Origin of the sequence: Saccharophagus sp. K07 (assembly GCF_014336955.1) — a bacterium.
GTDB lineage: Bacteria > Pseudomonadota > Gammaproteobacteria > Pseudomonadales > Cellvibrionaceae > UBA5868.
The window spans coordinates 70,809-92,427 of sequence record NZ_QRAI01000007.1 but is presented as its reverse complement, the minus strand read 5'-3'; the positions used below and the strand labels follow the sequence as shown (position 1 = coordinate 92,427).

Here is a 21,619-nt window from a genome sequence, read left to right as displayed (position 1 = left end):
TCGTTGGCGACTAATGTGGGCAGCATTTTATTTTTCCGTTGTTATTTTGTTTTTAATTAAGTGCGATTGAGAAGTTGATTTAACACCGTCTCCAATTTATCAACTGCCTCCGCATGCCGCGCTTCTGGCATTTTTGCCAGGTTTTGCAACTTCCAGCGCACGGCTGGCAGGGCTTCAACATCCTTTAAAGGTAGCAGGCTCCAGTTGGGCTGCATGCGCTTGAAGGACAGCAGAAATTCTGCGTCCTGCTGGGTTATATGTTGGCGGATGGTATCCATCAACCGCTCGCGGGTCTGCTCCAATAATTCAAATGGAAAATCCTGGCGAACCATGCCCTTAAATTCCGCAGTAAAAGACTGCTCCATAGGCTTCCAGCGCGGGCAAAGCACCTCGCTCAAAGGGCGTGGATGGCCGAGCAAATACACCAGAAAGCCAAGAAAAATGTCTCGACTGAATTCTTTCGCGTCCAGCAATTGCAGCACATCAAACCAGTCGCGCGGGTGCTGGCGATCCAAAGCCGCACAAATCTTTCCTCCGTAGAGATCTGCCAGGGATACCACAGGCATTTCAGCGAAGCCGTATTCCTCCTCCACAACATCCACCACTCGGCGCAACTCTGGAGGATGTAATGTGCCGCGTAATACGGGTGATATTTCTATTTTGATTCGGCTGGTGCCATTGCTAACCCACACGCGCAATTCATCCGCACGGTTGGTCTGACGTTGAGCCGCAAAGCCCAATTGTTTGTGAATGGCTGCAGCTATGCGGTCGAGCGCTGCAGCACATGCAGACAGAGTTTCTGCACGAGGAAGAACCTGCGTAAACGCTAAATCGATATCCACCGATAATCGCGGCATGGGGCGTACAAACAAATTGATGGCCGTACCGCCTTTTAACGCAAATTGCTTTTCCTGCGCCACAAGGGGCAGCACCTGAACCAATAACTGCACTTGCGCTTGATAACGCGGATCAATCGCCATGGGTAAATCGCTCCGGCACCGTAATAAGAAACTCATTATCGAGTTTACCGCCAGGAATCAACTGGCGTTTACCCTTGCCTAAATCCAGGTGTGTTTTATCGAGATGCGCATACCAGGCATGCCCGCTACAACGGGCCAGCAACAAAAACACTCTTTTTAAACGAATAGAGCGGCAAGCTTGCAGCAACGCTTGCAGGCGCTTAGGCCTGAGGTTCACCAAGCCATTGAAAGTATCGACAACGGAATCGCTGAACAATAATTCATTGGGCAGCACATGCAGCCATTCCAGAATCGCCATTTCCGGGCAGGAGATGTGGATCTGGTAATCCCTGCCGGGCGGTGAATAGGGCACAAAAAGTCGGCCATCCGGCTGCACCACCGTCGCCTGGCTAACCTGAAGGTCCACCCCCCAATCTCTGCTGGAAAACCATTTGGCCAAGCGCCGACCGGGTTGACCGAACAAATAAAGACGCTCCCGGCCCAACATCAGATAGTGGCTGTATCCGGCCAAATGCAGCGCTGTCAGGCCACCGGGCCAAAACGATAGGTCCGGCGGTGATTCGTCATATTGCAAACCCGCTACGCCCCCCTCCCAGGTCAACCTATCGCCCGGTCGGGCATAAGCTCCCCCGCCCAGCCGTAGCAAGTTGCCCCGCGCAGCATTTTTACCCGCCGCCCGACTCGAAAGCCCCGCCGAATCAAGCCAAGCCTGCGTAACAACGGCGCCGACAGGCCATTTTTGTAGAGCTTGGTTTATTTTCGTCACTTTTACGGCCTTTCATGGACCAAAATTGAATTCAAAATAAACCACAATCGGTTTATCTGCAATGCAAAAACAGTCCATTTTGGAGGATTATTGCTGCTAAACTAAACCCGAGAGCACCGCTTGTTGATCCATCTGTCGATTACTGCCCAGTCTGTGCTGGCATTTAAGCGTGCATCTAATGGTTGTATTGAAACCTCCGTATGATTTCCAGGCGCTCCGTCTCTGATATCAAACACGCAAACGGGCTGCTTTTGCGATAAAAGTCCATTTCCTCTCCTTGCTTGCAGATCAGATCCGCAATTTCCAGGGTGGACAGACCGTCTATAAGCTGCTGCCATTTACCGGCCCAGCCTTCGGCTTGGGTGCCGGGCATGCCGAGCCAATGATTGAGCACAGCATGTACTTCAGCGATGCGCTCGGGTTGCGTGCGCAAAATCTCTGCCGCCTTTTCATGAAAGGCATAGGTTCTTAAATCCGGGATATGGGGTTCTCTTGACATACCGCGCTCCGATTTATGTCAGACCTTCTTTGATTTTCGTCAACGCTTCCGCAGCCGTGCATAAAATAAAATCTCGACCTCTACTTATATGCTCTCCGCAGAAAAACTCCAAACCTTGCGGATGGGATAGGCCCATTCCCGCTGCGTCATAATCCTGGAATTCGAGCCAATCCCCATCGTCCGCTGCTGCGGGAATTTTTCCGCAAATACAACACACTGCTGGCGTCATCTTTAAACCGTGGTCCATTATTTTTTATCGTTCTTGAGAAGTTTCATTATCTTTCTTCGCTCTTCCGGCGTGTATTCTTCCAACTCATCAGGGAATAGCTCCGCATCGGTTTTGTCAAAGTTTTTAATATCGCCAAAAATCGGGCCGCGCTCATCAAAATCAGCCGGTTTATAGTTATCGCCAAATGTATCGTCCATATGTTTCTTTGCCCGGGATTTGAGCCATTCTTTGAATTCGGGCGAGTCTACTGGAGGTCTGTCTGGCTTTTTATCAGTCATATCAAATCCATGTAGCAATAATCGCCACGTTCGTTGTAGGAAAATCCGCGCTTATTGCGAAGTGCCGGCGGCAAGCCTTCTTGAGCTGCTTCAAGGGAAGTTTGCCGAAGAGAGGCATAAAGGCATTTGACTTGTTCGTAAGGTATTTTCTTTATCGCAGTCATTTTCCGTCCTTTCATTTTTAAATCTGTAGATTCTACGCTGACGTGAACACCCGCCAAGCAATCGCATAATCCTCCTCGCGATCCGGGCGGAAGAATGGGGCTTTGTATTCGATGGTGCGTTGTACCGGGCCGCCGGGCAGGGTGTCGTCCATAAAGGTTTTGGTCACTGTGCCTTCGGTCATATGCTGAATATCTTCCCATCCCAGGGCAATTTGCTGTTCATTGCGGGTGGGGGATTGAATGCCGTAGTAAATACCTTGCGCAAGGTCGGATTTTCGCGCTTTGCGGGGCAGGCCGACGCCGACTAGGCCTTTGCTGGGGGTAAAAACAATTCGGCCATTTTGGTCGTACCAGGTATCGGCTTCGTATTGGCGCATAACTGGGAATTGCATGCGGTAGATAGTGAGCAGTTCATCCAGTGTTAGACCGAGGGCTTGGGCAACCAGAACATCAATTTCCAGCAGGGCTTGGCGGCGGCTGTAGTCGGTGCGTAGGGCGTTATTGCGCTGCCATTCTGAGGTGAGATTTTGGAAAAAATTTTGGGGTAAAACGGCAGTGCCAGGATGAAGTTCTCGACCATTTATACGCTGCGTAAATTGAGTAATGGTCCACTTTTGATCTTGAAAGTCTTTTTGCCAGTTAGCTTGCCAAAATTCAGCGTAGTGCTTTGTCAGACAGTTGAGAGACAAAAGTCTTGCGACGCCGGAAAGATACCGATCACCTTCACTTAACAAGGGAATCAGCCGCGAACTTCCTGAAGTAAAATCTGCTTGCCCTGTCGATTTCACTAAAAAATCGAAGCTAATGGATGTGCTTACCAATAAAGCATTTGCAAGGGTCCTAGTGTCTTTAAATGATGATGTTTGCACAGTAAATATGTGGGAGACGTTCTTCGGCAAAAGCACCGGGATTAGTGTTCGTTCTCCAGATTGACTTAAACGCTTACGCAACCCCAACCGATAATACTCCGTCACCCTCTTCGGCTCAGTTTCTCCCTCTCCTATCCAAGGCACTCTCGGTGTACGAGCGCGATAGGTGTCGGGATCGCAGGCGGGGATATAGTTGGTGCGCGGGAGATAGTCGTCGGGAAGAATTTCTAGATCAAGGTTATCGTAGGCTTTGTTGGTGTTACAAACCGCACGAGGAGTGTTGTAGAACGGATTACCGACAAAAAAATGAGGACCTGAAAGAATCCACTCATCGGGCGACACTGGGAATTGGGTTTCGCGTTTTATGGTTCCATCATTTTGAGCATTAACTTCATTCCAATGCTGGGTTGAATAATATTCACCTTTTAGATTTTCTAATCGCTTCGGTTGCTTGGCGAACTTCTCCAGCACTTTCATGAGCTGCACCGCATGCAAAGCCGGCAGCCTCGCCTCCAGCGCAGGAGTGCCAGCTTCATCATACAATCTGGCAAATAGTGCCAATTCGTTTTCCGTAATTTTGACAATACGATCTGCATGCCCCTCAAAGTTCCACTTAACCTTCACCCTGCCATCCGGCAGCTCGATCTCTTCTTTTATGCCAGGAACAATCCCAGATCCGTCATGCGCAAACGAAGAGTCCAATGTTTGTGGAATAAATAAATTAGACACATGAACAAATTTTGGAACACCCCTTGGACCATAGACATTTATGCTGAACAACGTTTGATTGTGCACATCTGAAAACAGTTTCGTTTCATTTATAAATTGAAAATGCGCCCTCAGCCTCGGATAAACTTCCCGCCGAAACACTCCTCCATTCGGATCATCATAAACCCCCTCCGGATGCAAAAATCCGCTAACACCTTTTTCACTGCTATTGGCCCAAGCGCGCGGCAAAAAACATTTATAAAGATTGGTCTGCACACCTTTTAGTTGCGGGTAATTACACAAAGCATTCAAAAAATTCTGCGTCCCCTCACTCTCCTCAAACTCTTCCGTCCAACCATTCTTTAATTCCGGAATTCGCTCAAAGGTCTCATCCCGCAGTTTGGCCAATTGTGGAGCGGACATTTTGCGGATTACAAAGCGGGGCTCGTAGTCGCCCAGCACATCGCCGCTGCTCCATTCCACTTTTAGCCATGGCGGATTTCCTAAAATCAAATCGAAGCCGCCGCGCTCGCGGAAAATATCGGCAAACACCAGTTCCCAATGGAAGAATTTGCGTTTGCGAGCGATAAGGTCGACTTGTTTAAGGCGCGGGAAGGCGGCAAACAAAATATTGAGATTGACCACGCCGTTCTGGCTGACAAAGCGTTTGCCCTCCTCCGGGTTTTGCTCGCCGAACAGGTTAAGGCTTTGGCCGGGGCGTTCGGTTTGTATGGTGTCGCCGAGCAGTAGATTTTCCAGGTCCATCAGCCATTCTTCCCGGTCGGGCAAGTCGCTTGCACTGCCGATGGGCCAGAACCACAAGGCGCACCAATAATCCATCACCAGCTTTAAACGTCGGTAGGCGCTGGTATTTTCCAATTGGTTGAGGCGCAGTTCCTGCTCCAAGGCGGTGTCTTTAAACTGCAGGCTGGTGCGCTCCCCTTTAGCTTCGCGGCCGAAAATAGCGTAGGGGTCCGTTGTCCGATGGCGCAGGCGTGCCAGGCTCTCGGCGTGTTCGTCCCACAATTGGGCGATGCGCTGGCTGAGTTTTTCCAGCCGCGCTATTTCAGTTTTATCAAAAGGTTTGGTGAATTGTTTGCGCCACTCCGCAATGGTTTTAATGGCCTGCGGGTAAAGGGCTTTTACATCCTTGTCGGTATAGTTGGCCATGTCGGAATCCGGCAGCAAAAAATGCCAGATTTGCCCTAGGCCACGGGCTTGGCCCAATGGCAAACGCTCGGGCGCGGATTTAAGCCAGCTTCCGTCTTGTTTGTTAGTCAGTTGTTCTGCGCGGAACACTTCGCGGCGGGCGCCGATCAGGGAGTTGCCGTTGTGCAATTGCAAGCCAAACCAGGGCACAAAGCGGTCGCCGCTCAACGCGTTGAGCCAGAGGGAAACTTCCGCCAGCTCCACCGCCACCAGGTTTAAGTCCACCCCGAAGACGTTGTTATCCGCCGCAGCGTTTGGAGGCCGTCTTCATTGCGGTCGAAGACTTTTTCGTCTTCGTCATAATCCGCCAGCGCGGCGGCGGAGACGAAATAGCCAGTGCCCAAGTCGTCTGCCGCTTCGCCTTTGGGTTTCACCTCATAGAGATCGTCCTTGGCGAAAAAGCCCCGGTAGCTGAGCAAGGCCTCATACACCGCGCCCAATTGGTTGATGCCCAATTGCGCATAAGAGATGCGCCCCCGGCGTTTGCGCCCTTTGGAGGGGCGGCTGAGGGACATCAATTGAATAACCCGTTGCAATAAATGATTGGGGAACCGCACGCGGTTCAGCAAGCGGGTGCGATCCGGATCGAACAGGTGGCTTTTAAGCGCAGGAAGGTTAAAGGCATCAGCGCCGGACTGGACTGCGCCATTGGCAAGCAGGTCCGCCTGAGGTGTAGATGCCGGGGTATAACCTTCGTGAATCAGGCGGAACAGCATGTTCAGGCTGTCATTGAAATAATGGCCATTGCGCTCAGCCTCGGTCGTCAGAGGCACCAACTCCAAATCGCGCAGATGCTCCAGGGAATAACCTTTTAAATAGACGCTACTGTCCACTGGCGCGTAGCCCAGCTCCGGACGGGATTCGATATAAAACAGAAACAACAGCCGGTACATATAGCGCAGGCATTCCAGGCTGAGTTCGCCCGGGTCCAGCGCCTCGCGGCCGGAATAAATGCTGCGGTTTTGCGCGCGGGCGCGCTCTTCCAACTGGCGGGAGGCTTCATTGCCCAGCAGTTCGATACATTCCCGCAGGGCGTATTTGAGGTCTTCCGATACGCTGTAGGCGTGCTTATGGGCGTTTTCGTCCAGCGTTTCCAACAGGCTCTGCCCCTGGCTGCCGAGCAAAGAATCCTTGTGAAGCAATACGCTGACCGCTTTGAGGGTTTCCGTTTCCCGACGGCTGAGCAGCTCCACCCAGTCAAAGCGCAATAACCGGTGCTGCGCGAATTTGGCGCGGTCCAGCAATAGCCATTGGCGTGGGCTGACCAACAATACCCAGCGCGGCGGCTGGGACTGGGCGAAAATCTGCTGGCTCAAGCGTTTTTGCCAGTCGGCAGCATCGTCCGCGGTGATGTCTTTCGGCAGAGGGTCATCGCTAAGGCTGGTGCACTGCTCCGGCACAATGCGGAAACTGAGCGGGTCCTGGTCCGGCTCATCACTGGCACCGTGCAGGGATTCGATCATCCACAACAAGGGTTCACCTTGTGCGCTAAGCAATTCGCCCAGCAGCGGCACCGGGGTGCCATCTTCCAGAATTTTTAAGTGTGGGTGGTTGGGCAGCTCGAATATTTGCAGTAGCCTTCCCGTCAAATTGCGGCTCGCCTGTACCCGCTCCAGCGTTTTGCGCAGGCGCTCGCTCTCCTCCAGCCGTTGCAAGATTTCCCGGGCCTGACTCGCCAACTGGTTGGCCGGCGTGCGATAACCGGTGTAGCGCGTTGCGCCTTCTGGAATATCTCCCTTAGCCGCTTCCCGAGCGTTGTTTTCTTTTTGCTGCCATGCCTCCAATATTTGGCGAATATCGCCGCTGAAAATCTCGGAGAGGTAGTGGTCTGAATAAAATTCGTTTTCGTTAAGAAGACCGTAAAACGCCATGATTACGCTTCCTGTCCGGTGAATATCGCCAAAATTTGCAAGTATGGGTCGTCTTCCATCGCCTGGGTGTTATCCAGCCAGTTTTGGTAGTCGTTAAATATGCGATCGATGTGTTGTTGGCGCTCGTCGCGGCGGCGGGTTTTAATTGCGTCGGGTTGATCCGAACGAGCGAATTCCAAATCCAATTGGCTCTGGTGCTGTTTTTTTAATTCAGCCAAACGCTGCCGCTGGCCTTCCAGCGTGGATTTGCGTTCGGCTTCGAATGCCGCTTTCAGGGCGCGCAAATGTCGATAGGCATCGTCCACCGCCTGAGGCAGCAGCGCCTTCAAAGATTGTTTGTCACCCGGCACTCCGCGATTGCGCAATTGCCCAGGGCGCAATTGCAGCTCGTTCTGCAATTCCTGCCAGCTCAGGCGGGCGATGATATTGCCGGCGCGAATGCGTATACCAAAACAATCCTGCACCAAGACATGACCGCGCCGGCTGGGGAAACCGCCATGAACCAAGACGATGTGTTCATCTGCGGCCAATAAATTCTGCACCCGCACCACGGGTGCGGCGTGACGGCCAAACGCATTGAGCGCCCGATCTGCCAGCCATTCCATCACCGGATGCAGCGCCCAGAGAAAATGCACATTAGGCCATGCAGCATCTTCTTCCTGACGGGTGCGGCGGATCTCTTCATCAATGCGTTTTTTATCGGGCGTCAGCAGAAAACGGTCGTGTTCAGGGCGGACTTCGCGCGGCAAAAAATTAAGCCGTTGTTTCAGGCTGGGCGGCGCGGTAATGGCAAAGATATCGCCTTCAATGGAGGCATCCAATTTTTCCCTTCGCTCAGCAAACCACTGCAGCGCCGCGCGCGCGTATTCCAAACCATTGGCAAATACACGGGGCAACTCCTGTACAGCTTTCGCTGGGTTATTCACCGGAGGCACGGGGATAAATTTATCCAGCGGATTTTCACTTTGCGTCGCTTGTTGGTTTAATAGGGCAGCAAATTCTGCAGCGAAGTCGAAGCCTGTGTTCTGTTCAATGGCTTCCGCGACTTTTTCCTCTTCGGCGGCCTGATCAAATACACCGAGAAATTCCGAGGGATCGCCGATGTTTTTGCCCGCTTGTTCATCCTTTTCAATCAGCACTTCGAGAATGCGCATATCGCCGCGCACTTTAGGATGGGAACTTTCGGTCAGCAAATAGCGAATTTGTGGCTGCCGGGTTTGACCATAGCGATCAATACGACCATTGCGCTGCTGGAATACCATTAATGACCAGGGAATATCGAAATGCACCATGCGATGGCTGAGGTGATGAAGATTAATCCCTTCGGACGCCACATCGGAACAAATCAGCAAACGCAATGGACTTTCGCGGCGATTGAACTGCTCCACTACATCCATTAATTCCTTGTCCCGCATATCGCCGCGCATTACTGCGTATTGGTTTTCCTTTAATTGCAGGTCTGCTGGTAAATTGGCTGCTAGAAATTGCAGCGTTTTTAGGCTCTCGGTAAAAATAACCAGGCGATCTTCTGGATCTTTTGGGGTCCATTGCAGATCTTGCGTCAATTGCGTTTTCAGCAATTGATATTTGCTGAAATATTCAGGCGTGATGGCGCGCAGTGATAAACGCAGATCTTCCAGCGTATCTATATCTTCCAACAGTGTGGTGCGTAGCTCTTCGTCGCGAGTTTTTTGCAAGCGCTTCTGCAAACGCTCGATACGGTTCTCCACCGTCGATAAGCAAGCAGCGGGACTGGAAAATAAGGCTTTTTCCAAGGTGGTGCGGAATAACTGGCCGGCGCCCTGCCCTCGACCATCGAGATTGTGGAAGGAAACTTCCATCAGCCGTTGATAAGCAGCTTCTTCCACCGACGTGGCAGGCGTTTTAACGACTTGGATTTGCCGCTCTGGAAAACTGCCCTGCAATTGGTCGCGCACATCTTTTTAAAGCGCCGGATCACCAGGCCTTTATCTCGATAATCCTGCTGTGCATAGTCTTTAGGACTGGCGATGGCAGTTGGGTCCAGCATATTGACCAGACTCGCAAAGCTTTCTGCCCGACCATCGTGCGGTGTGGCGGATAACATGATCAAAGTATCCGACCGTGTAGCCAATAACTTCGCCAAACGAGAACGCTGGGAATGGGTGCCCCGCTCAGCCACATTGTGGGCTTCGTCGATAATGATGATGTCCCAATAGGCACGCTCAAGATGATGACGGTACTCAATATCCTGTTTGAGGGTATCGATGGAAATAATCGAGCGATCAAAATAGAGAAACGGATTGTGATTGGCCGGAATGCGATTGCGCACACGTTGAAGACCAACGGAACCCAAACGCACCAGAGGAATCGTAAAGCGATTCCAAAATTCCTGCTGAAATTGGGTGAGCATGGATTTCACCGCCAGCACCAAAATCCGCTTGCCGCGGCCGCGGGCAATTAATTCGCTAACCAGTATCCCTGCTTCGAGTGTTTTACCGAGACCGACCGCATCCGCAATCAAAATTCTTTGCCGGGGTTTTGCCTTAGCGCTTGCAGCGTTGGATCCAACTGGTAAGGCAGTTGGTCAATGGCGGCACGTTGTCCCACGTGGATTCGCTCGTCCGACGGCGCCGTTTTGCGCAAAACAGATTCGATATAGAGCAAACTCGCACCGTAGTTACTGGAGGAATCTTCCACCAGCTCCGTGTCTTTGGGGTCGAGCACACGGATGGATTCTTCAAGCTTGCTAAGGAAAAGCGCCTCTTTTCCCTGAACCAACTCAGACAAACCCTCACAAGTTAATAGATATCCACCATCTGAGCTATAATCAACACGCTTAAGGCGCCATTCCGCGTCACGAATTTCCAGGCGTGCTCCCGGTGCGTAATGTGGTTGCATTTTTATTCCGTTGAATTTTATTTTGAAATAAATTTCAGAAAATTTAGGGCGAAATCCAGACGTATTCTCGAAATTTCGTTATAGCAGTGCACTAACGGCTTGCACACACCGCACAATGACTATCCCTCTTCAACTTCAACTCCCGCCATTTCCCCTGAAAAGCATCATAGAGCTGAATTCTCCCCGTGAGCGGCTCGCCAAATCCGGCAATTAATTTAATGGCTTCCACCGCCTGAATTGCGCCGATTACGCCGACCAAGGGTGAGAGCACGCCGCTTTGGGCGCAGGTTTCGCCTTCGCCACCGGTGACGTCGTACAGGCAGGCGTAACAGGGGCTTTCGGGATTGCGGAAGTCGAAGGTGGTGATTTGGCCTTCCAGGCGGATGGCGGCGCCGGAGACCAGGGGTTTCTTGTGTTGGACGCAGGCTTGGTTGATGGCTTTGCGGGTGAGGAAATTGTCGGTGCAGTCGAGCACCACATCAACGGATGCGACCAGTTCGCTTAATTCAGGCTCTTCTAATACGTGTGGAATTTGCTGCACTTCAACATGCGAATTTAACAATTGTATGGCGCGTGCGGCGGATTCGACTTTGAGAAGTCCGATGGTTTGTTGATGGTGAATAACCTGACGCTGCAGATTGGATAATTCCACATGGTCGTGATCGGCGAGCACTAATTTTCCGACACCCGCAGCAGCAAGATATTGCGCAGCAGGAGCGCCGAGACCGCCGAGGCCGACAATTAAAACGCTCGCATTGGCCAGCGCCAATTGGCCGTCCACATCAATTTGCGGTAGCAAAATATGGCGGCTGTAGCGGAGAAGTTCGTCGTCATTAAAAGCTGTTTTGCTCATAGCCATCGACCTCCGCTAACGCGTTCATTACCGCCGCAATCTTTGCGGCTGAAAATGGCGGAAAACCCGCGCTCGCGCAATAATTCTCTGACCGCTTCAGCCTGCTGCCAGCCGTGTTCCAACAACAACCAACCACCTTGCACTAAATAAGTGGGCGCGCCAGTTATTATCTGACGAATATCCGCAAGTCCGTCTTCCTGTGCAACCAACGCTGAACGCGGTTCAAAACGTAAATCGCCCTGCACCAGATGCGGATCGTCCTGAGCAATATAGGGTGGATTGCTGACGATTAAATGGAAATTCCCATCGACTTCCGACCACCAATCACTGCGACGAATTTCCACATTGTCACAGCCCAATTTCTGGCGATTGCGTTCCGCGAGCGCGACTGCTCCCGGCATTACATCAGTCGCCAGCACTTGCGCGCGCGACAGTTCGGAAGCGAGCGCCAAGGCAATTGCGCCAGTACCTGTGCCTAAATCCAAAATGCGCGGCGCTTCTTCAATTCCGCTTAATAATTCCAAGCCGATTTCTACCAGCAATTCTGTGTCTGGTCGGGGAATTAGCGTATCCGGTGTGACTTCCAATTCGAAGGTCCAAAAACCGCGATGCTGAAGAATATGGGCGACCGGTTCGCCCGCCAGGCGGCGGTTGAACCAGTTGTTGAACAGCTCGGCCTGCTCGTCCGTCAGGGGACGCTCGGACCAAGTGTAGAGATAAGTGCGGTCGCGCCCGAGGATTTCTGCTAACAGCAATTCCACATCGAGCTTGGGGGTTTCGCTATGGATTAATTGATGTGCTTGAAGTAATGCCTCGGCAATTGTCATCACTCAGAAAGCGCCGCCAGTTGGTCTGTCTGATATTCGTTGATTAAGGGTTGGATCACATCGTCCAAATCGCCTTCCATGACTTCTTCCAGCTTGTACAAAGTCAGGTTGATACGGTGATCGGTTACGCGACCCTGCGGATAGTTGTAGGTGCGAATACGCTCCGAGCGGTCGCCACTGCCCACCAAACTTTTACGCTCGCTGGCCTGTTCCTGTGCCGCTTTTTCTTCTGCCATGTTATTAAGTTTGGTTGCCAACAAGGCCATGGCTTTGGAGCGGTTTTTATGTTGCGAACGCTCCTCCTGACATTCCACCACAATACCCGTGGGGATGTGGGTAATACGAATCGCGGAGTCGGTTTTGTTGACGTGCTGACCACCGGCACCGCTCGCTCTATAGGTGTCGATGCGCAAATCCGCTTTATTGATAGCGATTTCTTCGCTCTCATCCGCTTCTGCCATCACCGCCACTGTACATGCAGATGTGTGAATACGACCCTGGGATTCGGTTTCCGGTACACGCTGCACGCGGTGCGCACCGGATTCGAACTTCAAACGTGCATATACTCCGTCGCCGACAACGCGGCTGATAATTTCTTTATAGCCGCCGTGTTCGCCGGGACTTTCAGAAATAATTTCCACCCGCCAGCGCTGTGATTCCGCATAGCGCGAATACATGCGAAATAAATCGCCGGCGAAAATCGCCGCTTCATCTCCACCTGTGCCCGCACGAATTTCCAAGTAAACGTTTTTGTTATCGCGCGGATCTTTGGGCAACAATAATTTTTGCAATTCCAATTCGAGTTCGGCGAAACGGCCTTCGTTGGTTTCGATTTCTTCCCGCGCCATTTCGCGCAATTCCGCATCGCCTTCTCGTAATAATTGACGAGCTTCTTCCAGATGACTTTTGATGCGGCGGTAGTCTTTGAAACAATTCACCACCGGTTCGAGCTCGGCATATTCTTTCGAGAGCTCGCGAAACCGATTCTGATTGGCAATGGTCTCTGCATCACTTAGCAAAGCCCCCACTTCGACATATCGCTCTTGCAGGGACTCCAGCTTTTCTAAAATGGACGACTTCATGAATTCTCGCTTTTATCGATGTCTCGGGGCGCAGAATTTTCGCCGCCGGCTATATCCAACTCAAACAAACGGTGCATGCTGGCAATTAAATCGTAATCTCCCGCAATACTCGCTTTTTTAAGTTGCTGAGTTGGTTTGTGCATAATTTTGTTGGTGAGATTGCGAGCGAATTGTTGCAGTACTTCTTGCGGATCGGCGCCGCTTTGCAACAAGCGCTGCGCTTTGGCCAATTCCACATCACGCAATTCTTCCATGCTCTGACGAAATACTTTTACCGTGGCTACAGCATCCTGCGCACGCAAATCTTCCGCGAAACTGTTAACGCCTTCTTCGATGATTTCTTCGGCGATTTTTGCCGCCTGCTCGCGCGACCGCATATTTTCGTCGATCACGTCGCGCAGATCATCCACGGTGTACAGGTAAACGTCGCTTAGTTCCGCCACCTGCGCTTCTATATCCCGCGGCACCGCAATATCCACCATAAACATGGGTTTATGGCGGCGTTTTTTCAGAGCAGCTTCAACCGCGCCTTTACCGAGAATTGGCAATTGGCTGGCGGTGGAGGAAATGACGATATCCGCCCGGTGCAAATGTTCTGGAATATCCGCCAGCAAAATGGCTTCGCCATCAAATTGTTTGGCCAGCTCAACCGCGTTTACCAAAGTGCGGTTGGCCACTATGATCTTTTTTAATCCCTGCTGGCTGAGATGACGAGCGACGAGCTCGATGGTTTCCCCCGCGCCGATCAACATTGCCGTGTCTTTTTTCAGATCCGAAAAGATCTGCTGCGCCAAGGAAACCGCAGCGTAGGCCACCGAAACCGGATTTTCCCCGATCGCCGTTTCAGAGCGCACGCGCTTGGCGATGGAGAAGACTTTGTGAAAGGTCGCGTGCAACTGCGATCCCAAACTGCCAGCGTCATTGGCGACCGCATAAGCCGACTTCATCTGGCCGAGAATCTGCGGCTCGCCCAGCACCAATGAATCGAGACCGCTCGCCACTTTCATCATATGGCGGGCTGCTTCAAGCCCTACGTAGCTGTAATGGCAGGAGGTCAAGCGCGCCGCATCGGTTTGGTGGAACTGTGCCAGCCATTCCAACAGCGCCACACAATCTGTGCCGTCCAACTCGGCATAGATTTCCGTGCGGTTACAGGTGGATAGAATCGCCGCCTCGCGCACCTTGGCATTTTGTCGCACGCTTTCCAATGCCTGCTGCATCTGCTCCGGCGCAAAAGCGACGGCTTCGCGCACCTCCACCGGTGCCGTATTGTGATTGATACCAAAGGCGATCAGGGTCATACCGGGTAATTTACTGCCTGCGTGCGACTAAACCGTGCATTGTCTTGTTTACGTATACCACTGGCAAGTAGGGTTGTGATGAACCTGAAGACAGGTCTCGAGTCTTAGTCCGCATCGCACTCCACATTGCAGCCCCCGAGTTTGGCTTTCGTCACCCTCCGGTTTACGAAATTCAACGCCCTGCTCGGGGCAATTGGATTATAGTTTTTCTTGGGAGGCCGCCTGATTGGCGCCAATTCGTCCACCTAGTGAACCCGCAAGATGCCCATGCCTCGCCAACATTGTTCTGCAAGTCCGTCCTTACACGCTGCTCTTTTGGGCAGACGGTTGCGCTTGAGACTTGCCCTAGCTGGTCTGGCGCTTATTGCCGGGTGCGCCAGCAACCCTGCGAAAAAGGCCGAAGAACCATTAGCGCCTGCCGAGCCAGCCGCTCCCGCCTATGTTGAAGACCGCCCCTTCAGCAGTGATTCGCTCTACGCTCTATTGGTGGCCGAAATTGCCGGAGAACGCCAGCGTTTCGATGTGATGCTGGCCAATTATGTGCAACAGGCAGAAGCCACCAACGATCCGGGGGTGACTTCGCGCGCAGCACGCTTAGCCCGTTATTTGAATGCTCACGACGCAGCCCTTGCCATGGCGCGCCATTGGCTGAGCCTGGAACCGGACAGCCTGGAGGCCCACTTCATTGCCGCCGCAGAGCTGGTGCAAAACGGCGGCCTAATGGAAGCGGTTCCACATGCGGAATTTCTCCTGCAACACAATGAAGTATCCGGTCTCGATGCCATAGCCGCCCAGGCGCAGCAAATCAACGACCCCGCCCTATCAGCCAAACTGCTCACCGAATACGAGCGCCTGCTGAAGGAAAACCCCGGCCAACCGGCCTTGATGATCGGCGCAAGCCTGCTGTACCAAAGCCTGGATCAACTGGAACCAGCCCTGAGCTACGCCCAGGCGGCGAGTAAACTTCTGCCAGAGGATTTTCAAGCTGCAGCTCAGGAAACCCGCGTTCTGCAACAAATGGGACGCCATGAACAAGCGCGCCTAAAACTCAGTGAACTGGTCGATCGCAACCCCGACAACGCTCATCTGCGGCTGCAATATGCCCGCACATTATTGAAGACCGATCTTCCAGCGGCGCAGAAACAGTTCGAACAGCTTTTAGAACTAGCGCCCGGCGATGAAGACCTGACGCTGACCATCGCGCTGATTGAGTTGGAAAGAGACCAGCTCGAACCCGCCAAACAACGCCTGCAAGCCCTGCTCGGCTCCCGCCACCGCTCAACGGCCCACTATTACCTGGGGCGCATATCAGCGGCGGAGGACGACAAGGTCTCCGCCATGGATCATTTCCGCCAAGTTGAGCCCGGCAGCGATTACCTGCCCGCGCTGGCGCAACTCGCCGACCTGATGATCGAAACCGGCGCGCAACAACAAGCCATTGAACTGGTGCGGCAAAAACGTGAACAGACGCCGGCCAACAAGGCAGACCAAAAAGAAGGCCTTTATTTGCTCGAAGCCCAGGTACTATCCCGGCAAAACCTGCTGGCGGAAGCCCTGACGCCATTGCATCAAGGTTTGGCACAACATCCTGAATCCACCAAACTTCTCTACGCCCGGGCCATGTTGTTTACTCAATTGGATGACTTGCCCAGGGCAGAAGCGGACTTCAAAAAGATATTTGAGCTCGCACCAGATCATGCCGCCGCCCTCAACGCCTTCGGCTATACCTTGGCGGACCGCACTGACCGACTAGAGGAAGCTTACAAATACATCCGCGAAGCCTATCGCTTGGCACCGGACGATCCAGCGGTCATCGACAGCCTCGGCTGGATCGAATACCGGCGCGGCAACCACGAAGCCGCCATCAAGAATTTGCGCAACGCCATGGAATTGATGCCCGATCCCGAGATAGCTGCACACCTGGGAGAAGTTCTGTGGGTGGTGGGCAACAAAAAAGAAGCGCAACAAGTGTGGCAACGCGGCTTGCATCTGCAACCGGACAGCCCGATCATTCTCAACACCATTAAACGCCTGCAAGCTCGCCAGTGAGACGCAGGCGCCGCTGCGGATCCCCTTGAATGACCAATCCCCTGCTGCGCCTATGGGCGCCTGTTCTCGCTCTGTTCCTGCTGACGGCTTGCGAAACCACTCCGCGCAAGGCAACCGGCGGCGCCTTGCAAGAGAGCCATCTCTACACGATCGACACATGGTCAGCGGAAGGCAAAATTTCCCTGCAGATGGGCAATGAGCGCGAGACAGCTTCCTTTAACTGGTCGCAAGAGCACGACAACTATTCCGTCCACCTCTTCGGCCCCTTCGGCCAAGGCGCAACCTGGCTGCGCAAAACGCCGAGCGGAGTCACACTGGAAAACGCCAAGACGGGCGTGCATCGCGCCAAAACCGCCGAAGCCCTGATGAAAGAGGTACTGGGCTGGCAAGTGCCAGTTTCCAACCTGCAATTCTGGTTGCGCGGCCTGCCCGCCAAGCGCCCGAAACCCTCCTACCTGCAGAGGGATGAAGCAGGACTTATCACCGAACTCCGCCAGGAAGGATGGGAAGTGGCTTACAGCAAACACCAATTTTTCGATGGTTGGTGGCTGCCGGGCAAAATCGTGGCGCAACACGGCGAGTTGCGTTTGACCATCGCCCTTAAAAACTGGCGCCTACCACCTTCACCGATTCAAGCTCCCTGATTGGATAGAGACCTCTATGACGCTGGTATTGCCTTGCCCTGCCAAGCTCAATTTGTTTTTGCTGATTACCGGTCGCAGGCCGGACGGCTACCACAATCTCCAGACTCTATTTCAACTGCTCGACTACGGTGATGACCTGCAGCTCGACATAGACCCCTCGGGCGCCATTACCCTGACGCCGGACTTTGCCGATATCCCCGCAGACCAAAATCTGGTTGTCCGTGCAGCCAAGTTATTGCAACAAACCACTGACTGCCGACTCGGCGCGCGCATGCACCTTGTCAAACGCCTGCCCATGGGCGGAGGTATCGGCGGCGGCAGCAGCGACGCCGCCACCGCACTCGTTGGCCTTAACCATTTATGGCAAACAGGACTGAATGAAGATCAACTGGCGGAACTGGGACGTCAGCTGGGCGCCGACATTCCGGTATTCGTGCGCGGTAAAAGCGCCTGGGCGGAAGGAGTTGGTGAGCAGTTGCAACCACTGGAGCTGCCGGTTAAGTGGTATGTCGTGCTCGCGCCTAACTGCTCTGTTTCCACTCGTGAAATTTTTTCCAACGAGGGTTTGACAAGGAATTCAAAGGGCATTACAGTACGCGCCTTCCTTGAGGAGGGCGGGAAAAATGACTGCCAGAAGGTAGTCGAAGAACTCTTCCCGCAAGTTAAGGATGCGGTTGATTGGCTAGGTCGTTTTGGACCTGCGCAAATGACGGGAACAGGGGCTTGCGTATTTGCACCCTTTGAGACTGAAGAAGAAGCGCGGGATGTTTTCGCCAAACGACCGACACAGTTGAACGGCTTTGTTGCCAAAGGTGTTAACGAATCGCCACTGCATCAACGCCTCCTAAAATAGCGTTGTCCCTGGGGTGTCGCCAAGCGGTAAGGCAGCGGGTTTTGATCCCGCCATTCGGAGGTTCGAATCCTTCCACCCCAGCCATCTCGTTAAGATTCGCCACACCCTTCACTGACTCTCTCCTCGCTCATTTATGAAAGTGATTCGATTAGAGGTGTCTCGTGGCGGACTTAATGGTCTTCTCCGGTAACTCCAACCCGGAACTCGCAGAAAAAGTCGTCGATAGACTCAATATTCCCCTGGGTGATGCCTCTGTGGAGCGCTTCTCCGACGGCGAAATCAATGTCGAAATCAACGAGAACGTGCGCGGTCGCGACGTCTTCGTGATTCAGTCCACCTGCAATCCCACCAACGACCACATCATGGAATTGCTCCTGATGGTCGATGCACTGCGCCGTGCATCCGCCGGTCGCATCACCGCTGTTGTCCCCTATTTCGGTTACGCCCGCCAGGACCGCCGCGTGCGTTCGGCGCGCGTTCCCATCAGCGCCAAAATCGTTGCGGACATGATGGCTTCAGTCGGCGTCGACCGTATGCTGACCGTCGACCTGCACTCCGAACAGATCCAGGGCTTTTTCGACATTCCCGTGGATAACGTCTATGGTTCACCGGTGCTTCTGGCGGATATAGAACAGCGCCATTTTGAAGACCTGATCGTAGTATCTCCTGACATAGGCGGCGTGGTACGTGCACGCGCGGTTGCCAAACAGCTGGATATAGACTTGGCGATCATCGACAAACGCCGTCCGGCGAAGAACGTCGCCGAAGTGATGAACTTGATCGGTGAAGTGGAAAACCGCACCTGCTTGCTGGTGGACGACATGGTGGATACGGCTGGCACTCTGTGTAACGCCGCCAACGCGTTGAAAGCGCACGGCGCCAAAAAAGTTGTGGCCTACTGTACGCACCCCATTCTCTCCGGCCCAGCTCTTGATCGACTGCAAAATTCTCATCTGGATGAATTGGTGGTGACCGATTCCATCCCGTTAAGCCCTGAAGCGAGCGCCTGCAACCGCATCCGCCGTTTGACCTTGGCGCCAATGCTGGCCGAGGCTATGCGCCGCATCAGCAATGAAGAATCCTTGAGCGCAATGTTTCGCTCATGATGACCGGAGTGCTTCGGCACTCCATTTAAACCGCCGGTTCACCGGCTTTTATCAACCCCGCTGATCTTCTGGTCGCGGAGACTGCGGGATTAAAAGAGGACATATCCATGTCTACCGACTTTCAATTGAACGCCAAAGTGCGAGATGTTGCAGGGAAAGGTGCGAGCCGCCGCCTGCGCCGTCTCGCTAACGAAGTACCCGGCATCGTCTACGGTGACGGCAAAGCCCCACTCAACATCAGCATCAATCAACACGAGTTGCTCCGCAACTTGGAAAACGAAGCGTTCTATTCACACGTGATCTCTCTGAATGTCGACGGCAAAACTGAAAGCGTCATTCTGAAAGATCTGCAACGCCACCCATCCAAAGCGCAACTCCTGCACGCAGATTTCTTGCGCGTTTCCAAAACCAAGAAAATCGTTGTCAGCGTACCTCTGCACTTCATCAATGAAGACACTTGTAAGGGTGTCAAACTCGGCGGCGGCAGCATCGCTCACAACCTGACTCAGCTGGAAATTTCCTGCTTGGCTTCAGATCTGCCTGAGTACATCGAAGTTGACCTGGCAGATGTTGATGTTGGCCAGATCCTGCACATCTCTGACCTGAAACTGCCCAAAGGCGTTGAGTCTGTGGCCCTGAGCCACGGTGCCGACCACGACCTGCCTGTGGTCAGCGTCAACAAAGCCAAAGGCGGCGAAGAAGAAGCACCCAGTGCTTAATTCTTCCCCGGTTGTTACTGACGCAGCATGAAATCAACGCCAGTACAACTGATCGTGGGCCTGGGCAATCCAGGCCCCGAATACTCCCAAACACGCCATAATGCCGGCCAGGATCTGGTCGAACACCTAGCTCGCCAGCACAATATTTCTCTGACTCCCACGCCCAAATTTTTTGGTTATAGCGGACGCGGTTCCATTGCCGGACAGGATGTACGCCTTTTGATCCCGACAACCTATATGAATCGCAGCGGCCAAGCGGTGGGAGCACTTGCGCAGTTTTATCGCATTCCGCCGGAAGCGATTCTGGTCGCCCACGACGAACTCGATTTGCCGCCCGGCGTAGCCCGCTTCAAATTCAGCGGTGGCCACGGCGGTCACAACGGCTTGCGCGATATCATCAGCGCCCTGGGCAACAACAAGGATTTTGCCCGTATACGCATCGGCATCGGCCATCCAGGTAACGCCAAGATGGTGGCGGATTACGTATTGAAAAAAGCCCCCGCTGCCGAGCATGATCAAATTCAACAAGGTATTGAGCGCAGCCTCTCCGTCATGCGTGATATCGTCACCGGCGACTGGGAGCGAGCAATGCGCACCTTACACACTCAATAAATCTGATACGAGACTTCTACTATGGGTTTCAAATGCGGCATAGTGGGCCTGCCGAACGTCGGCAAATCCACTCTTTTCAACGCGCTTACCCAATCCGGAATAGCGGCGGAAAATTTCCCGTTCTGCACTATCGAACCCAATGCCGGTGTGGTCCCGATGCCCGACCCACGCCTGGACGCGCTGGCGGAAATCGTCAAACCAGAACGCGTAGTGCCGACCACCATGGAGTTTGTCGATATCGCGGGTCTGGTGGCTGGCGCCTCCAAAGGTGAAGGACTGGGCAATAAATTCCTCGCCAATATTCGCGAAACTGAAGCTATCGCCCACGTGGTGCGCTGCTTCCAGGACGACAACGTGATTCACGTAGCCAATAAGGTCGATCCCGCAGCGGATATTGAAATCATCAACACTGAACTTGCGCTCGCGGATCTGGAAACGGTCGACAAAGCGCTCCTGCGTTACAGCAAAGCAGCAAAAGGTCAGGACAAACACGCGCTGGCAATGAAAAGCCTGCTGGAAAAAATCCAGCCGCACTTGAACGAAGCCAAACCACTGCGTTCATTCGGCTTGAACAGCGAAGAATTGCTCCTGCTGCGCGAGCTGAATCTGCTCACCGTCAAACCGACCATGTATATCGCGAATGTGGCGGAAGACGGCTTCACCAATAATCCGCTTCTGGCGGCAGTGGAAAAAATTGCTGCCGAAGAAAAAGCCGTGGTAGTTCCTATCTGCAATAAATTGGAAAGTGAAATCGCCGAGCTGGACGACAGCGAAAAAGCCGATTTTCTCGCGGAAATGGGTATGGACGAGCCAGGGCTGAACCGCGTGATTCGTGCGGGTTACGGACTCTTGGGTTTACAAACCTATTTCACCGCAGGCGTAAAAGAAGTCCGCGCCTGGACCATTCCTGTGGGCGCAACCGCCCCCAAAGCCGCATCCGTGATTCACACGGATTTTGAAAAAGGATTTATCCGCGCCGAAGTGATCGCCTATGAAGACTTTGTGAAATACAAAGGCGAAGCTGGTGCCAAAGACGCGGGCAAATGGCGCTTGGAAGGAAAAGACTACATTGTGCAGGATGGCGATGTAATGCACTTCCGCTTTAACGTCTGATGAAATC

Annotated in this window: 21 protein-coding genes and 1 tRNA gene; 8 read left to right on the top strand and 14 right to left on the bottom strand. The window is 53.1% G+C overall.

All coding sequences use genetic code 11. The features are described from left to right. Nucleotides 1-56: 56 nt before the first annotated feature. The 14 genes from DWB84_RS17390 to hemA all read right to left on the bottom strand — a co-directional run bounded on the left by DWB84_RS17390 (nucleotide 57) and on the right by hemA (nucleotide 14,516). Nucleotides 57-980, bottom strand: coding sequence for a nucleotidyl transferase AbiEii/AbiGii toxin family protein (locus tag DWB84_RS17390; RefSeq protein WP_187411083.1), 924 nt, complete (start codon nucleotides 978-980; stop codon nucleotides 57-59). Continuing rightward, nucleotides 970-1,746: a type IV toxin-antitoxin system AbiEi family antitoxin domain-containing protein gene (locus DWB84_RS19445; RefSeq protein ID WP_187411082.1), complete on the bottom strand. Its 777-nt coding sequence runs from the start codon at nucleotides 1,744-1,746 to the stop codon at nucleotides 970-972. The genes DWB84_RS17390 and DWB84_RS19445 overlap by 11 nt, the downstream gene beginning before the upstream one ends. 175 nt (nucleotides 1,747-1,921) lie before the next feature. Continuing rightward, nucleotides 1,922-2,245 (bottom strand): hypothetical protein, encoded by a 324-nt coding sequence (locus tag DWB84_RS17380; RefSeq protein ID WP_187411081.1) that lies wholly within the window; start codon nucleotides 2,243-2,245, stop codon nucleotides 1,922-1,924. Nucleotides 2,246-2,491: 246 nt separating this feature from the next. Further along, nucleotides 2,492-2,752 carry a hypothetical protein gene (locus DWB84_RS17375; protein WP_222868257.1) on the bottom strand — a complete coding sequence of 87 codons (261 nt, stop codon included), beginning with the start codon at nucleotides 2,750-2,752 and terminating at the stop codon, nucleotides 2,492-2,494. After that, nucleotides 2,749-2,916: a hypothetical protein gene (locus DWB84_RS17370; RefSeq protein WP_187411080.1), complete on the bottom strand. Its 168-nt coding sequence runs from the start codon at nucleotides 2,914-2,916 to the stop codon at nucleotides 2,749-2,751. The genes DWB84_RS17375 and DWB84_RS17370 overlap by 4 nt, the downstream gene beginning before the upstream one ends. A 32-nt stretch (nucleotides 2,917-2,948) precedes the next feature. After that, nucleotides 2,949-5,927 (bottom strand): hypothetical protein, encoded by a 2,979-nt coding sequence (locus tag DWB84_RS18930; protein WP_222868256.1) that lies wholly within the window; start codon nucleotides 5,925-5,927, stop codon nucleotides 2,949-2,951. After that, a complete protein-coding gene (locus tag DWB84_RS18925) occupies nucleotides 5,918-7,573 on the bottom strand; it encodes a hypothetical protein (protein WP_222868255.1) in 1,656 nt (551 codons plus the stop codon). The genes DWB84_RS18930 and DWB84_RS18925 overlap by 10 nt, the downstream gene beginning before the upstream one ends. A 2-nt stretch (nucleotides 7,574-7,575) precedes the next feature. Continuing rightward, nucleotides 7,576-9,510 (bottom strand): helicase-related protein, encoded by a 1,935-nt coding sequence (locus tag DWB84_RS17360; protein ID WP_222868254.1) that lies wholly within the window; start codon nucleotides 9,508-9,510, stop codon nucleotides 7,576-7,578. Then, nucleotides 9,414-10,076 (bottom strand): DEAD/DEAH box helicase, encoded by a 663-nt coding sequence (locus DWB84_RS18920; RefSeq protein WP_222868253.1) that lies wholly within the window; start codon nucleotides 10,074-10,076, stop codon nucleotides 9,414-9,416. Before DWB84_RS18920 ends, DWB84_RS17360 begins: the two co-directional genes overlap by 97 nt. Then, on the bottom strand, nucleotides 10,073-10,453 hold the full coding sequence (locus DWB84_RS18915; protein WP_222868252.1) for a hypothetical protein: 381 nt from the start codon (nucleotides 10,451-10,453) through the stop codon (nucleotides 10,073-10,075). The genes DWB84_RS18920 and DWB84_RS18915 overlap by 4 nt, the downstream gene beginning before the upstream one ends. A 91-nt stretch (nucleotides 10,454-10,544) precedes the next feature. Then, complete coding sequence (moeB, locus tag DWB84_RS17355) at nucleotides 10,545-11,306, bottom strand: molybdopterin-synthase adenylyltransferase MoeB (RefSeq protein ID WP_187411079.1); 762 nt, start codon at nucleotides 11,304-11,306, stop codon at nucleotides 10,545-10,547. Next, nucleotides 11,303-12,136, bottom strand: a complete 834-nt coding sequence (gene prmC, locus DWB84_RS17350) for a peptide chain release factor N(5)-glutamine methyltransferase (protein WP_370589743.1) — start codon at nucleotides 12,134-12,136, stop codon at nucleotides 11,303-11,305. The genes moeB and prmC overlap by 4 nt, the downstream gene beginning before the upstream one ends. After that, nucleotides 12,133-13,215 carry a peptide chain release factor 1 gene (gene prfA / locus DWB84_RS17345; protein WP_187411078.1) on the bottom strand — a complete coding sequence of 361 codons (1,083 nt, stop codon included), beginning with the start codon at nucleotides 13,213-13,215 and terminating at the stop codon, nucleotides 12,133-12,135. Before prfA ends, prmC begins: the two co-directional genes overlap by 4 nt. Then, the gene (gene hemA, locus DWB84_RS17340) at nucleotides 13,212-14,516 is read right to left on the bottom strand and encodes a glutamyl-tRNA reductase (protein ID WP_187411077.1); all 1,305 of its coding nucleotides are present in this window, start codon (nucleotides 14,514-14,516) and stop codon (nucleotides 13,212-13,214) included. Before hemA ends, prfA begins: the two co-directional genes overlap by 4 nt. A 333-nt stretch (nucleotides 14,517-14,849) precedes the next feature. Here hemA and DWB84_RS17335 point away from each other — a divergent pair, with 333 nt between their 5' ends. The 8 genes from DWB84_RS17335 to ychF all read left to right on the top strand — a co-directional run bounded on the left by DWB84_RS17335 (nucleotide 14,850) and on the right by ychF (nucleotide 21,612). After that, nucleotides 14,850-16,565, top strand: coding sequence for a tetratricopeptide repeat protein (locus DWB84_RS17335; protein ID WP_187411076.1), 1,716 nt, complete (start codon nucleotides 14,850-14,852; stop codon nucleotides 16,563-16,565). 29 nt (nucleotides 16,566-16,594) lie between these two features. Continuing rightward, nucleotides 16,595-17,209, top strand: a complete 615-nt coding sequence (lolB, locus tag DWB84_RS17330) for a lipoprotein insertase outer membrane protein LolB (protein WP_187411075.1) — start codon at nucleotides 16,595-16,597, stop codon at nucleotides 17,207-17,209. Between the two features lie 16 nt (nucleotides 17,210-17,225). Beyond that, the gene (gene ispE / locus DWB84_RS17325; RefSeq protein ID WP_187411074.1) at nucleotides 17,226-18,062 is read left to right on the top strand and encodes a 4-(cytidine 5'-diphospho)-2-C-methyl-D-erythritol kinase; all 837 of its coding nucleotides are present in this window, start codon (nucleotides 17,226-17,228) and stop codon (nucleotides 18,060-18,062) included. Between the two features lie 9 nt (nucleotides 18,063-18,071). Next, nucleotides 18,072-18,146: transfer RNA gene (locus DWB84_RS17320), tRNA-Gln, on the top strand. An 89-nt stretch (nucleotides 18,147-18,235) separates the two neighbouring features. Next, entirely contained in the window at nucleotides 18,236-19,168 is a 933-nt protein-coding gene (locus DWB84_RS17315) for a ribose-phosphate pyrophosphokinase (protein WP_222868262.1), read from the top strand. 107 nt (nucleotides 19,169-19,275) lie between these two features. Then, nucleotides 19,276-19,887 (top strand): 50S ribosomal protein L25/general stress protein Ctc, encoded by a 612-nt coding sequence (locus DWB84_RS17310; RefSeq protein WP_187411072.1) that lies wholly within the window; start codon nucleotides 19,276-19,278, stop codon nucleotides 19,885-19,887. Nucleotides 19,888-19,914: 27 nt separating this feature from the next. Then, nucleotides 19,915-20,499, top strand: coding sequence for an aminoacyl-tRNA hydrolase (gene pth / locus DWB84_RS17305; protein ID WP_187411071.1), 585 nt, complete (start codon nucleotides 19,915-19,917; stop codon nucleotides 20,497-20,499). 21 nt (nucleotides 20,500-20,520) lie between these two features. Then, nucleotides 20,521-21,612: a redox-regulated ATPase YchF gene (gene ychF / locus DWB84_RS17300; RefSeq protein ID WP_187411070.1), complete on the top strand. Its 1,092-nt coding sequence runs from the start codon at nucleotides 20,521-20,523 to the stop codon at nucleotides 21,610-21,612. The last annotated feature ends 7 nt before the right edge of the window (nucleotides 21,613-21,619 follow it).

What these genes read in the sequence shown, in the direction of transcription:
- DWB84_RS17390 (WP_187411083.1), bottom strand. Translation starts at nt 980, where the DNA reads ATGGCGATTGATCCGCGTTATCAAGCGCAAGTGCAGTTATTGGTTCAG.
- DWB84_RS17380 (WP_187411081.1), bottom strand. Translation starts at nt 2,245, where the DNA reads ATGTCAAGAGAACCCCATATCCCGGATTTAAGAACCTATGCCTTTCAT.
- DWB84_RS17375 (WP_222868257.1), bottom strand. Translation starts at nt 2,752, where the DNA reads ATGACTGATAAAAAGCCAGACAGACCTCCAGTAGACTCGCCCGAATTC.
- DWB84_RS17370 (WP_187411080.1), bottom strand. Translation starts at nt 2,916, where the DNA reads ATGACTGCGATAAAGAAAATACCTTACGAACAAGTCAAATGCCTTTAT.
- DWB84_RS18925 (WP_222868255.1), bottom strand. Translation starts at nt 7,573, where the DNA reads ATGGCGTTTTACGGTCTTCTTAACGAAAACGAATTTTATTCAGACCAC.
- DWB84_RS18915 (WP_222868252.1), bottom strand. Translation starts at nt 10,453, where the DNA reads ATGCAACCACATTACGCACCGGGAGCACGCCTGGAAATTCGTGACGCG.
- moeB (WP_187411079.1), bottom strand. Translation starts at nt 11,306, where the DNA reads ATGAGCAAAACAGCTTTTAATGACGACGAACTTCTCCGCTACAGCCGC.
- prfA (WP_187411078.1), bottom strand. Translation starts at nt 13,215, where the DNA reads ATGAAGTCGTCCATTTTAGAAAAGCTGGAGTCCCTGCAAGAGCGATAT.
- hemA (WP_187411077.1), bottom strand. Translation starts at nt 14,516, where the DNA reads ATGACCCTGATCGCCTTTGGTATCAATCACAATACGGCACCGGTGGAG.
- lolB (WP_187411075.1), top strand. Translation starts at nt 16,595, where the DNA reads ATGACCAATCCCCTGCTGCGCCTATGGGCGCCTGTTCTCGCTCTGTTC.
- ispE (WP_187411074.1), top strand. Translation starts at nt 17,226, where the DNA reads ATGACGCTGGTATTGCCTTGCCCTGCCAAGCTCAATTTGTTTTTGCTG.
- DWB84_RS17315 (WP_222868262.1), top strand. Translation starts at nt 18,236, where the DNA reads ATGGTCTTCTCCGGTAACTCCAACCCGGAACTCGCAGAAAAAGTCGTC.
- DWB84_RS17310 (WP_187411072.1), top strand. Translation starts at nt 19,276, where the DNA reads ATGTCTACCGACTTTCAATTGAACGCCAAAGTGCGAGATGTTGCAGGG.
- pth (WP_187411071.1), top strand. Translation starts at nt 19,915, where the DNA reads ATGAAATCAACGCCAGTACAACTGATCGTGGGCCTGGGCAATCCAGGC.
- ychF (WP_187411070.1), top strand. Translation starts at nt 20,521, where the DNA reads ATGGGTTTCAAATGCGGCATAGTGGGCCTGCCGAACGTCGGCAAATCC.